This is a genomic window from Thermophagus sp. OGC60D27 (genome assembly GCF_052400625.1).
In the GTDB taxonomy this organism is placed as follows: domain Bacteria; phylum Bacteroidota; class Bacteroidia; order Bacteroidales; family Marinilabiliaceae; genus Thermophagus.
In genome coordinates this window covers 1-13,819 of the sequence record NZ_JBQTGH010000021.1, presented here as the reverse complement: position 1 = coordinate 13,819, position 13,819 = coordinate 1, and the positions used below count along the sequence as shown (strand labels likewise).

Sequence of the window (13,819 nt, the reverse complement as noted above, 5' to 3'; positions counted from 1 at the left end):
TGAGAACTCCGTGAAACAGACCATAAAGAGTCAGATAAGTATTTAGACAGTCTTTTACAAAAATCACCTAGAGATGAGTCTTTGGGCCTTGAGCGTAACGCATCAAATGGTACTTTATGGAAGACACTATTTAGCATTCAAAATGTCTGATGGTAATTTTCCGTAAAACTTTTTAAACACTGTACTAAAATATCCAACACTTGAGAAACCTGCTTTCTCGCTAATTTCAGTAACAGTATACTCTCCAGATTGGAGTAACTCAAGTGCATAATTAAGCCGGACAGACTTAATAAAATCGGAAGGAGATTGATCTGTCAGTGATTTCACCTTTTTATAAAGTAAAGAAGAGCTAACATTCATCTCAAAAGCAAATTCATTTTTGCCAAATTTTGGATTTGAAATATTTGATCTCACTACGTCCAAAGCTTTTTTAACAAACTTATCATTGAGTTCATTCTCTATTATTGGACCGTTGCTTTCACGATTAATTAATTTCAGAGCTTTCTCCCGTATGGTTTTGCGATTCAAAACAATGGACTTAATCCTTCCGATCAGAAGGCTAATGTCGAAAGGTTTGGTTAAATACGCATCAGCACCTAGACCCAATCCGTGCAATTGTTCAGCTTTTTCAGTTAACGCGGTAAGCAAGATCAAAGGAATATGGGAAGTATCATACGTAGATTTAATTTTCTTGCACAATTCGAATCCATCCATTTCGGGCATCATTATATCCGAAATAACTATATCAGGAAATTTTTTTGTTATCAACTCCCATGCCTCTCTCCCGCCGGATGCAGAAGTCACATTAAACTCATCACTTAAAGAAAGTTCAAGAAAGTTTTTCAACTTTTCATTGTCTTCCACAATGAGAACGCTTAAACTCTTTTCTTTGCCGGTATTCTCTTTAATCACAATGGTATCCGATCCATTATCAGCTGCGATATGGGATTCAGATTCCCAAAAAACCTTTTCACTAACAGGATACCCCAAAAGTTTTCTTCGCAAAGGAATCTCAATTTTAAAAGTTGATCCTTCGTTTTCACGACTTAAACATTTAATGCTCCCACCATGCTTTTCCACATAATTCTTAACCATTAACAACCCGATTCCCGAACCAATAACTTCAGAATTAACTGCATTTTCACAACGATAGAATTCTTTAAAAAGTTGCTTTTGCCCTTTCTGACTTATTCCTATGCCATGATCTTTTACCGTCATTATCCATGTCTTCTTGTTGCAACAGAAATTGATAATTACCGTTCCCCCTTCGTGAGAGTATTTTATGGCATTTGATATTAAGTTATCCACAACTTTCTCTATCATCCCCGAATCTATAGCAGCGATACAAATTTGGCGCTCCGGGTAAAACAAAAGTTGAATGTTCTTTTTCTGCGCATACGTTTCAAACATCATTTTTCTTTGCCCTATCAAGTCAACTACATTTACAGTTTTGAGGTTCAATTGTTCCTTTCCCTTGTCAAACTTTTGAAAATCCAGAAGTTGTGTGGCGACTTTTGAAAGATTATTGATTTGTTCAACAGCCAGGTTTAAATAGTATTTTCCTTTATCAGATAATTTGGCTTCTTTACGGATTCCTTCAACCGGTCCGCTAATCAGCGTCAGAGAAGTACGGATTTCATGCGCAGTATTGGAAAAGAATCGTATTTTTTCCTCCGAATGCAATTGTTGAATCAAATTGATATGATACCTGAAAAAAAAGTAAAATATACCGACAATAAACAACGACCCAAGCATATAGAACCACCATGCTCCCCAGAAAGGCGGCTTGATTTTTATTCCTATGCTTCTTTCATCCATTATTTGGGACAAAGAATTATTATGTAGTCGTATCTTTAGCTCAAACTCACCACTTGGTAAATTGGCAAACGTGAGCAACCGGTTTGAAGTAGGAGCACTCCAGGCCTCATCAATACCTTCTATCTTCCACGAAAATTTTGATTCGGAGGCCGAAACGCCAATTGGTAACAACTCGAAAGTTACTGTGTTTTGATAATATGCCAGAGTAATTTCATTTAAACTGTCCACCGGTATTTTTAAATCAAAAATAGTACTGTCTCTTATTGTCTTACCGGATACTAAAATGTCCTGTAAAAATATTGTTCCTTCAGTTTCATGAGACTTAAGAAGGCTGGGATAAAACATGATAGCTCCATCATTGGTCCCCCATATCAATTTGCCATCACTCAACCGACATGACGCATCCTGATTAAACGAAGCATTTGCTAACGGAATAATGGAAGAATAGGTTAAAACATCCTCTTCTTCAGGATTAAAGCGACATAAACCACTCTCAGTTCCTAACCATAAATAGCCATCGGAATAAATAACACTGTTAATAAAATTGGAAGGCAAACCGGAATCTATAGTGTATTTCTTAATGATTCCTTTTCGCACGTTGTAACGAATAAGACCACCCCCACTGGTTGCACACCAAATTTCATTTTCACGAATCAAGATATCATGAATAATATAACCACCCAACAAGGTTTTTACTGTTCTATTTTGTTTATTTAACAAAACAAGACCGTAAGAACAACCTAACAGCATTTCTTCTGAATTGTACTCTCTGATCACATAAACAGGCTGAGCACCATACTCCTGAAATTCATCTACTTCCGTGTTGTAACGAATTACATTCTCAACAACACCAACAATCCATATGTCTCCCTTAGTATCCTCTGTAACATCGAAAATAAAATCGCCAAACCTATCCGACTGGCTTAACCGTTTTATTTCCTTGCCAGTATCGCCATCAAAAACAAAAATTCCCGACGACCAAGTTCCAGCCCATATATAGCCCCTAGTATCTTCATAAACGGAGAGAAAAACCCTTGCCTGTCCTGTTTCGTTTTCATAAAAAGACATCCATTTATCAGAACCTACATTCCATTTACTTATACCATTATTTGTTGCAAACCACAGATTACCGTTCCGATCCTCAAAAACATCATTTACCGTATTATTAACCAAAGAATTAGAACAATTGACCTGATGCTTTATTGGGGTTACCATTGACATAGATTGTTCGAAAAATGAAACGCCGCCACTGTATGTACAGACCCACACACGTTGATTCCTGTCGCTGTAGATATCATAAACACCGTTCCCGGAAAGAGAAGAAGGATTATCAACATCTTCACGATATACATTGAGTACTCGAGTACCTTCCCTGTTCAGTTCCCACAGACCCTGACCATCAAATCCCAGCATAACAGTACTATCGGTATTAGCCTCAATGGCAAGAATGGGATGATCGGGAAGTCTTTCAATATCGGCCTTTCTCATGATACTATCTATTGCATTGTAAAAAAACAAATCGCCAGAACTTGTACCAATCCAAAGATTCTTCATGTCTTTATCATAGAACAATTCAGACACTTTAAAAGAGTTAAGATCATCATTCTTACACAATCTTCTCTTCTTACCGTTTTTGCTGTCCATTTCCCAAATTCCATCACCTCTTCCTAAAAATATCATATCTCGATTACTTTCATTCCATTCTATATGCTGCTCATTTATTTCTCTTTTAGTCAGTAATATTAGTTTACCCTCATTCGTATATTTATATAATCCTAAAGAAGATGCGATGAAATAAGTCCCGTTCCCATCAACCAAGACGTTTTGAACCACAACATGTGTGCTATTCATTATCTGTCTAATATCACAAACAAGATTAAATTCATCATATAAGGGGTCATATTGAAAAAACTGACCATTATTAGTATAAGCAATCAACTGGGAATTCTCATATATCAAATTAACAGTAAGAACATCAGTAGTAACATACGGCAAAAGATATTTACGGTGATCGTCCTTCGTTAACCTCAAAATCCCGGTCTTCGAGGAAATCCAAATAAAGCCTTTGTCATCTTTAGTTACAGAATTGGCTCCGCGAAGCGAGGTCCCGTATAGATTATTAATATTGTAAAATATTCTATTCTCGGGACTTGCAATAGAAAAATTTGAAAATGTGCACACCAAAATTGCAACACAAGTAAATATTTTAATTTTCCTGTTTATGGCTTTCATACGTAAAAAATTTAATCTTTAAGGTCTAATGGGACTCGCATGTAAGGATTTACAGGTTATCTATAAAAGGTTGTCTTGCCAAACCTTTTATCTTAAATCTAAAAAATGTTAAATTAAGTTTTGCCACGTTCGTTCTAACATTAAACTAATTCGTGTCTATCCATAAAGTGCTATTTCCCGTGTTACACTAGTCCGAAAATTACTCATTTACGATGGTATACTACGTATTTTCGAACTTCGCAAGCCTTGTAAATGACAATCTCTGAACAAACACACATATTGTGAAAATTTTCCGAATTTATAAACACGCACTAACTCGCAAGAAACGAAAAGCCAATCATCCATAATCGAAATCGAGAGAAAGTGAAAACGCATATAACAAAGATGAATACATATTCTTGTTCCCTTAAAGAAACGACAAGTAATCACCACCCTACTCATGATTGTGTTATCCTGAATACTCGTTTCATTAAATGTGTTCAAAAATATTAAATTCTGTTTGCATTCTCAATTTAAAAAAGAGGTTCATCACAAAAATGCGTACCTGAAATAAAAATAAGGTGTTAAAAAAAATGTCACTGTTATCCGAAGGTCTTAATTTTAAAAAGCCCGAAGAATCGAATATTTTTGTTTTCACCCAAAAACAATACAAATATGGAACTCTTCAGGCGAAACAAAAATACCAACAATCCGGTAATTCGACAAATCTTAGATTTAGTTCCTCGCTGGCTATTTGACAATTGCACCAACACTTACAAAACCGATAAAGGTTGCAGGTATCCACCCCACCAACCCCGTCTTCCTGTCATGAAAGTGGCTATTACCTTTGTCACAAAAAAATCATGAAACACAGAAAATCTTTGAACCGTAGCATGCTTGAGCATGTGGTTCTACAGCAGGCAAGCGGTAAGACAATAGGAAGTTACGCTAAACAAATTGGAATAACAGCTCGGAAATGCAATACTGGGTAAGCAAATACAAAGCCCTTGAAAAGACTCAAAGAACAGAAAGCGACTCGGGCTTAAAGTTTATTAATCTTGGCTCATTCGATATTCAGGAACCCATAGTGGATTCTTTCGCCCTGGCAGTATCTTCGGCACCAACGCCGGAACCATCGCAACAAGATAAGCGATTGCCCCAAATGACACTGACTTTTCCCAATGGCATGTGCCTGAAAATTTACTAACCCATGATAGGACTAAGTGCGAACTTACAGTACTATTTGTGCTGCAATCCGGTGGATATGCGTAATGGTTTTGACGGACTTGCCGGAATTGTACGTAATGTACTGAATCAGGATCCTGTAAGTGGTCCCGTCTTTATCTTTATCAATCGTGCCGGAACGCACATCAAACTCTTGTATTGGGACGGAGATGGTTTTGCCATGTTTTACAAACGCCTGGAACGAGGCAGGTACTCTGTTGACCGGGGGAATAAACCGGCACCATCACGACTTATTACCCGGGAAGAGTTGATGATGATTTTGGAAGATCTTTCCTTTAAAGATTTAAAACGAAAAAGGAGATTTAAAATCAGCTGATTTATGTTGTTAAATAATTGAAAAATATAGCTTTAAAACTTTGTAGGTCAAATATTTAATGCTATATTTGTGTATGAAAAAACAGCACCAATCAAATATCCAAAACACTGCTCAACTACAGGCCAGAATATCGGCTCTGGAAGCGATACTTCTGGAGAAAGAAGCTGTTATTTCAGAAAAAAACTCTCTCATTGAGAAGCTTAATCAGGATGTAGAGTATTTGGCTTTTCAGAACGACCAAATGCGTCGTTTAATATTCGGTTCCAAACGAGAACGTTTCATTCCTGAAGTTCATCCCGATCAACTAACCTTGTCCTTTGAAGAAGAAGTGGCTGCTGTTTTCAAGACCATTAAAGAAGAGCAGGAGAAGATTCGTGTTGAATATCAGCGCAGGAAGGTCAGAAAAGAGCACCCCGGACGCATGCTGTTACCTGATCATTTGCCTGTCAATGAGATCATCCTAGAGCCCGAACAAGACACCACCGGAATGGTATGTATTGGTCAGGAGATTACTGAAGAGTTGGATTATACCCCTGCCAGATTGTTCAAAAATCGCTATATCCGGAATAAATATATTACCAAAGAGGACGAAAAAGCTAATCAAAAACAAGTCATTGCACCTTTAAACCGACCTCTTCATAAATGTATTGCCAGTGCCAATCTGCTGGCAATGATTTTTACCAATAAATATATTTACCACTTACCGGTTTATCGAACTCGCCAGATGCTCAATCAGATGGGGGTTACCATTCCGGAATCCACATTGGAATCCTGGATAAAGCTTGGTGCCAACTTATTACGACCATTATATGGGGTGCATCGACTTTATGTTTTCAGGGAAATTTATCAAATGATCGATGAATCGCCAATAAAAGTACAGGATCGAAGCAAAAAAGGAACATGTCACAAAGGGTACATGTGGGTTCGTTATGCCCCATTGTCCAAAAGTGTGTTGTTTGAATATTATAAGAGCCGGTCGGCCAATGGCCCCATCGATGACTTGAGTTCTTTTCGGGGCTTTGTACAAACTGACGGTTACAGCGGTTATACTTTCCTTGCAGGAAAAGCCGGGTTGACTCATTTATCATGTTGGGCTCATGCCAGGCGGTATTTTGAAGCTGCATTGAAAAACGATAAAGAACGAGCCTCTCATGTGCTTAGTCTGATTCAGCTTCTTTATGCCATTGAAGCCATTGCACGGGAACAAAATTTATCTCATGAGCAAAGGCATGCCCTGAGGCTCGAAAAATCACTGCCGGTAATCAACGAAATAAGGACATATATCAACAAACACAAAGGCTCTGTTATGCCAAGAAATCCTCTGGGCAAAGCTTTTGAATATTGCAAAAACAGATAGACAAGTCTGCAGAACTATCTAACCAATGGAATGCCGGAGATAGACAGCGACCCAGTGGAGAACGCCATTCGTCCTCTGGCTTTGGGACGAAAGAACTATCTGTTCGCCGGCTCACATGACGCTGCCAAAAATATCGCTATGTTCTACAGCTTCTTCGGCACTTGCATGAAACTTGAAATCGACCCTCAAAAGTGGTTGAAGTACGTGATGGAATACATTCACACCACTCCTTCCGAAAATTTCAAAGAACTTTTGCCGCAATTTATTGATAAAAGTGTACTCCTGAAATAAGCGTTTGCTCGGACGGATACTTTTAGACAGGACTTAACTATTCATTACAATACTCTACGAGTTGAGTAAGCCCTTTGCCTGGTTTCGGTTTTAGTTTGTTATTCTTCGCATACTCTTCAATATCCCGTTTGTAGTATTTTAATACTTGATAAACATCATTTTTTCTTTGTGCAATTTCAGGTAAACCATCTTCTATGGCAATTAAGTATTTATCATCACTTCTTTCAAATCGATCCGGCTCACCATCCTTGAACCCAATTGGTTTTGTTGCAGGTTTAAAAACAACTTCATACTTTTTATATAATCGAACCGAACCATCAACTAGCAATTCCAAAACGCCTCGTTTTTTCTCTTTACCATCAAAATATTCACGAATGACAAAAAGATGATCCCCGAAATCAAAATTAATATTCTGTGTAGGATCAATTTCCAGAATTACTTCCTCTTTATGCATAAATTGAATCCTGTCTCGATATATATCATATCGCAACGGAATATCTTCAATTTGCACACTGTCATTTATTATGGCCGTTCCTTTAACAAACACTTCATCCAGAAAGGGAGTACCTTCAATGCTATGGTACGTTGCATAAATTTCTTGCAATTCATGTTTCTTTTCATAATTGTATCGATCTAAAAAAGAGTTTAAGTCAACCTCAGGAATTACCTGAGAAAATCCAGTCTGCCAATAACAGATAAAAATGAAAAAAAATAATGGGAATTTCATAAATCATTCAATCTAAATATTTGCAAATCAAAATATATTTAACATAATCAAATATAATTAATTGTTGCCAATAGCTCTTTTAATCTCAGATAATGAATGTTTAAAAACAGATATTTTTTGTAATAATTGATCGTTTCTAAGAGATTAGGTCAGTCATTTGCAATCAATTGTATTGTCTATTGGAATTCAGGATTTCAATATCAGACAACATCTTGCATTTAAAAATCGAATGGTTCACTTTCTCGGGTAACTTGAATATTCTACTTCTGGTGGTCTCCGGCATTATCCGCACAAACAATCTATTCTTCCTGATAAAATTTGCTTATTAAGGTTTAATAGAACTCGCATACAAGGCTTTATTCATACTTTTGTTGCAGAAAAACTTGAAATACTTGCTTCGTCAGCTTATCAAGAACCCCTTTTTATAAAATTCCATTTTTGTTTTCAGACATTTTTCTTTCGTTTTCAAACACGCATCATCCACGCCCCTAAAAAATAAATAACCGGAAAAACTTCTAATTCCTATTATAATAAACTTTCAGGCCAATCGAGATGCATCAGAAATAATTTATTCGACATCTTCTTCAAAAAAAAAAATCAAATATCTCATTTCTATATGATTTTATCCATTATCCAAAACAAAAATTAAAGGCAAATCCTACTTTTGATTAGTGAATTCTTAATCTTTTTTATGCTTTTTTTTAAAATTTAAGTCGAAATATAAGATCACGATTATCAGTTACCAGATTTATCAACCAAACACATACATATACAATTAAAATTTTCATTTTAAACCTAAATTTTATGAAAAAAATGATTTGTTTAAAAATGGGAAAAGAAATATTGTTATCCACAATATTTCTTTTATTATTTAGTTTTGGCTTGGTAGGTCAAAATATTAAAATTTCTGGTACCGTTAGCGATAATACAGGACAACCGCTTCCGGGAGTGAATATTGTTATTGAAGGTACATTCACCGGTACAATTACCGATGTAAATGGTAAATATTCACTTGAAGCCCCTCCCGATGACACGCTTGAATTTAATTTTATTGGTTTTGCATCTCAGACTATACAGATTGATGGAAGAAGTGAAATCAATGTTGTTTTAGAATCAACCGATGTTAATTTGCAAGAAGTTGTAGTTGTTGGTTACGGAACACAAAGGAGAGAGAATTTAACGGGCGCAGTAACTGATGTACGTGCCGAGCGAATGGAAAACAAACCAGTCAGCAGCCTTTCATCAGCATTGCAAGGTGAAGCAGCAGGTGTATCCATCGTAAATAGTGGAGGCCCCGGTCAGGAACCAGTTGTACGAATCAGGGGAGTAGGCTCCGTCAATTTATCATCGGATCCTTTATATGTGGTAGACGGAATGCCTGTAGGAAGCATTGAAGGTCTTGACCCCAATTCCATACAATCAGTTTCCATACTCAAAGATGCATCATCAGCTGCTATATATGGTTCTCGTGCTGCCAATGGTGTACTTCTCATTACAACAAAAAAAGGAAATCGTGATGAAGATATTTCCATCAATGTAGATGCATCCAGAGGAACGCAGCAAATGTGGAAAACCTTGGATTTGATGAACAGGGAGCAATATATGGATTTTGCCACAGAATATTTGACAAACGCGGGATCTGAGTTACCCGAAAGATTTTCGAATATAAACGACCCGATTTATCCGGGAGCAACACAAACTTTTGCCGAAACCGATACCGACTGGCAGGATGAATTGTTTCGTAGTGCGCCTATATCAAAGATCAACGTTGACCTTGCTGGTGGAACTGAAAAATTCCGTTTTTTCACCTCTTATGGTTTCATAGATCAGGAAGGAATAATGGCGGGTACAAATTACAAGCGTCATAGCGCAACGTTGAATACCGAATTTAAGATTAATAATTTCCTGACTATTGGGGAAAGTATCACAGGATCTTACGGCATTAGAAACAACGAAAAAGAATCTGGAGGCCGTACTATGATAAAACATATTGTCAATCAGATACCATATATACCCGCTCGTGTTCCCAAAGGCACCGAAGGTTATGAACATGGTTACCGTACCACAGCACCGGTTGACGATTCCGACCCTGAAAATCCGTTAAGAATAGCTGAACAAGATAAGAATATTTACAAAAGGGCTAATATTATCGGTAATGCTTATGCCGAAATATCTTTTACCGACTGGTTAACGTTTAAGTCCGTTTTCGGTATGGAGTACACAGGTGATCAGACAATTATTGACAACCCCCAATATAAAGATGATTACAATGAAAGGGAGTTTCATGAACTGGAAGATGACCGATTTAAATTCTATTCCAGAATTTATACAAATCAACTGACATTTGACAAGAGCTTCAATAAACATAACATCAATGCAGTTGCAGTAGTTGAAGAACAAATCACAGAAGGCACCCGACTCATCGGCAGAGGAGATCACACAACCAATCTGCTAAACCAACTGGATGGCTCCCAAAATCAATCAGTTGCAGGAAATCTTGATGAAACAACTCTTATTTCCTACACAGGAAGAATTAACTATTCGTATGCTGATAAGTATTTGTTAAGTGCTTCTTTCCGTAGAGATGGTTCGTCAAAATTTGCACCAGGGAATAAGTGGGGTAACTTCCCCGGGGCTTCAATAGGGTGGGTATTAAGCAAAGAAAGCTTTATGCAAAATGTCGATTTTATATCGAACCTTAAACTACGGGCCAGTTACGGAAAGGTTGGAAATAATAACGTTGGTTCATATGCCTGGCAATCCATAATTTCTCAAAACACCTGGGCAGTTTTTAATGACGACGCAGAAAGTAACCCTGGCGCATACTATGGAAGCCTTCCAAACGAAGAATTGGAATGGGAAATTACCACGATGCAAAACATTGGTTTTGATTTATCCTTAATGGAATATTCTGTCACCTTTTCTGCTGAATACTTCAAGAGAGATGTTAATAACCTGCTTATACAAAAAAACCTTCCTGCATCACTTGGATACATCGATAATCCTTGGACAAATGTAGGTGGCATGGAAAACTCGGGCCTTGAATTCAATGCAGGGTATCACAAACGAAAAGGCGAATTTCATTTCTCAGTGACTGCCAACCTTGGAACCATTAAAAATGAAGTAACTGACCTGGATGGTAAAACTTATGATGCGGAGGCTGTTACTTCCGACTATGGTGGAGGTACTATAACCCGGACACAAGAGGGAGAATCCATTCAGAGCTTCTATGGCTACGTGGTTGACGGTATTTTCCAGTCTCAAAGTGAAATTGATGCATTAAATCAAACTGCAGAACAGCAATTTAATGCCGGAAATGTTAATAAACAATACTACCAAAACGATGCGACCTCTCCCGGGGATATAAAATTTAAGGATTTGGATGGTAACGGGATTGTTGACGAAAATGACCGTACCATAATAGGCAATTATTTGCCTGATTTCAGTTATGGCATAAATTTCTCGGGCTCATACAAAAACTTTGATGTTTCGATGCAGATACAAGGTGTATATGGCAATGAGATTTATTGCGGAACAAAAGTCCTGACGCAGGGCATGATGCGGTTGTTTAACCAAGATGTAGCCGTTCTGGATGCGTGGACCCCGGAAAATACAGACACTAACATTCCCCGTGCTGTAAATGCTGATCCGAATAACAATGCTCGCACTTCTACCCGATTCATTGAAGACGGATCGTATATGAGGATTAAGAACCTAACCGTCGGTTATAATTTTTCCGACAATGTTCTGGCCAGCATATCAGGGAACTCTATCAAAGGGCTTAAGCTATATTTTACAGCACAAAACCTTCTGACCTTAACCGACTACTATGGTTATGATCCGGAAATTGCCTCACGGGATGATAATACACTGCTTCATGGAGCCGACTTTGGACAGTATCCTCAACCACGAACCTTCCTGTTTGGAGTTAAGGCAACTTTTTAATAGTAAATGAACACTTTAAATACAAAAATTATGAAATTAAAATATATTATATCGATTCTATTTGCAGGGTTACTGTTTTTTTCATCCTGCGAAGAAGATGGTCTTACTAAAACTAATCCTAACGGGTTTACCACCAGCTCGTATTATCAAAATGGACTTCATTTAGAGAAAGCAACGAATGCAATTTATGGTCAATTCACCGGTTCGGACCTTTATGGACGGATGATGGCTTATTTATCTCGCTGTCGTTCTGATGAACATGCATCAGGAGGTCCTCAGCTGGAAGTTCATAATGCTAAACTACTGAATGGCACTTACGACAACACAATTTTTACCCTCACAGCTCCCTGGCAAGGATGGTACCGTTTAATTCACCGCGCCAATGCTGTAATAGAGTTTGGCCCGGAAATCGAAGATCCGACACTGGATCCCGATATAAAGGCGCACCGTATAGCCGAAGCAAAATTTCTAAGGGCATTTGCCTATTTCTACCTCGTGGTTTACTGGGGAGATGTACCTCTTTATACAGAAACTGTTAAAACCCCGGATGGAGAAAAAGCAACTTCTCCTGAATCAGAGATTTATACACTTATGGAGAACGATTTAGGTGAAATCATCCCCATTTTAAATGTAAAGCACGACGATGCCAACCTTGGCCGGGCAACCAAAGGAGCAGCCCAATTATTACTTGCCAGAGTTTTAATGCATCAAGGAAAATATGGTGAAGCACGTGCTGTTCTGCTCGACATTTATAATAATGGCCCATACGAACTGGTTGATAACTATTCAGATAATTTTCAGGAAGAAACTGAATACAACGAGGAATCCATATTCGAAATAGGGTTTACCGGAAACAACTTTAACTGGTGGGCCGATGGTAACGGTGATTCACCAGGGGACAAAGGCCATGTAATGTTTCAGGACGTAAGCCCGACAGGATGGAGAAATTTAGTCCCTTCAGACAAACTTATAAATGATTTTGAGCGTGTATCTGATGGTGATGCAAAAGATGACCCCCGGTTAGCCGAAACGGTGATATTTGAAGGCGACACCTACGGGCCTGAGGACGAGTTTTCCTTGACTGAGTCGGCATTCGGTTGGTATAAATATTCACCTATGTATAAATTAAATCCAGGGGGATACTATATTTCTACCATTAACTACAGGAATATGCGTTTTGCCGAGGTACTCATAAAACTGGCTGAATGTGAAAATGAGGTTGGTACGCCTGAGAACGCCATTGATTATTTAAATGAAATAAGAAACCGTCCAAGTGTGGATATGCCTGATTATCCGACAAGTAATTATCCTTGCGACTCAAAAGACGAAATTTACAGAGCTATAATGCATGAGTCGCTGGTAGAGTTTTCTAATGAATTGTTAAGATCTGTTGAATTGGCTCGTTGGAGGAAAAATGGTAAGTTCTCTGCGCTAAACCCGGAGCCTATTGAATATATCGCAAACAACCCCAACAAAGATATATTACCTATTCCAAGCAACGAAACTAATAATAACTCAAAAATTAATGATTAACTAATTTTTTATAATCTAAAGGTTCTCTGAACCACACCCAAACATAAATGTAAGAGGCTGTTTCCGTTTAGAGCCAGCCTCTTTTTAATTTACGGAGTTACCCGAATCAGGCACGAAGTTTTTTGAAAGGCTACATTTAGTGTTTGTTTATAAACTCGCAAAAATTTCTTCAATATGTATGTCTATTCAGAAAGTACCGGTTGCAAGGCTTGCGAAGCTGCCAAAAACGGAGTTTACTTTACGCAAATGAGATTTTTAGGGGCAAACGTAACAGAGCAAATGGTACTTTATGGACAAATAGAGTGTAAAATAAACTCTGTCCATAAACTAATAAATCTTAATATTGCAGTTTATGACAGACAAGAAAAAAGAGACA

7 protein-coding genes and 2 pseudogenes are annotated in these 13,819 nt (G+C 37.7%); 7 read left to right on the top strand and 2 right to left on the bottom strand.

Translation table 11 applies throughout. The features are described 5' to 3' along the window. Window positions 1–126 precede the first annotated feature (126 nt). Window positions 127–3,849 (bottom strand): response regulator, encoded by a 3,723-nt coding sequence (locus tag ACT29H_RS16200; protein WP_444822700.1) that lies wholly within the window; start codon window positions 3,847–3,849, stop codon window positions 127–129. Window positions 3,850–4,704: 855 nt separating this feature from the next. Between ACT29H_RS16200 and ACT29H_RS16195 the strand changes: the two are divergent. The 4 genes and pseudogenes from ACT29H_RS16195 to tnpC form a co-directional block, all read left to right on the top strand. Then, window positions 4,705–4,878, top strand: a pseudogene (locus tag ACT29H_RS16195) (IS4 family transposase); the annotation flags it as partial. Window positions 4,879–5,005: 127 nt separating this feature from the next. Then, window positions 5,006–5,236, top strand: coding sequence for a hypothetical protein (locus tag ACT29H_RS16190; RefSeq protein WP_444822699.1), 231 nt, complete (start codon window positions 5,006–5,008; stop codon window positions 5,234–5,236). A 3-nt stretch (window positions 5,237–5,239) separates the two neighbouring features. Next, complete coding sequence (gene tnpB / locus ACT29H_RS16185) at window positions 5,240–5,590, top strand: IS66 family insertion sequence element accessory protein TnpB (protein ID WP_444822698.1); 351 nt, start codon at window positions 5,240–5,242, stop codon at window positions 5,588–5,590. A 58-nt stretch (window positions 5,591–5,648) separates the two neighbouring features. Next, a pseudogene (gene tnpC / locus ACT29H_RS16180) lies at window positions 5,649–7,238 on the top strand (IS66 family transposase). 37 nt (window positions 7,239–7,275) lie between these two features. Here tnpC and ACT29H_RS16175 read toward each other — a convergent pair. Next, window positions 7,276–7,965, bottom strand: coding sequence for a hypothetical protein (locus ACT29H_RS16175; protein ID WP_444822697.1), 690 nt, complete (start codon window positions 7,963–7,965; stop codon window positions 7,276–7,278). A gap of 804 nt (window positions 7,966–8,769) precedes the next feature. On the opposite strand from ACT29H_RS16175, the gene ACT29H_RS16170 reads away from it, so the two are divergent. The 3 genes from ACT29H_RS16170 to ACT29H_RS16160 all read left to right on the top strand — a co-directional run. After that, window positions 8,770–11,910, top strand: coding sequence for a SusC/RagA family TonB-linked outer membrane protein (locus ACT29H_RS16170; RefSeq protein ID WP_444822696.1), 3,141 nt, complete (start codon window positions 8,770–8,772; stop codon window positions 11,908–11,910). A 30-nt stretch (window positions 11,911–11,940) separates the two neighbouring features. Further along, on the top strand, window positions 11,941–13,443 hold the full coding sequence (locus tag ACT29H_RS16165) for a RagB/SusD family nutrient uptake outer membrane protein (protein WP_444822695.1): 1,503 nt from the start codon (window positions 11,941–11,943) through the stop codon (window positions 13,441–13,443). 174 nt (window positions 13,444–13,617) lie between these two features. Continuing rightward, window positions 13,618–13,819 (top strand): hypothetical protein (locus ACT29H_RS16160; protein ID WP_444822694.1); only part of this gene is annotated, 202 nt, incomplete at its 3' end.

Bases quoted from the DNA above. Each gene is read 5' to 3' on its own strand.
- ACT29H_RS16170 (WP_444822696.1), top strand. From the start codon at position 8,770: ATGAAAAAAATGATTTGTTTAAAAATGGGAAAAGAAATATTGTTATCC.
- tnpB (WP_444822698.1), top strand. From the start codon at position 5,240: ATGATAGGACTAAGTGCGAACTTACAGTACTATTTGTGCTGCAATCCG.
- ACT29H_RS16165 (WP_444822695.1), top strand. From the start codon at position 11,941: ATGAAATTAAAATATATTATATCGATTCTATTTGCAGGGTTACTGTTT.
- ACT29H_RS16190 (WP_444822699.1), top strand. From the start codon at position 5,006: ATGCAATACTGGGTAAGCAAATACAAAGCCCTTGAAAAGACTCAAAGA.
- ACT29H_RS16175 (WP_444822697.1), bottom strand. From the start codon at position 7,965: ATGAAATTCCCATTATTTTTTTTCATTTTTATCTGTTATTGGCAGACT.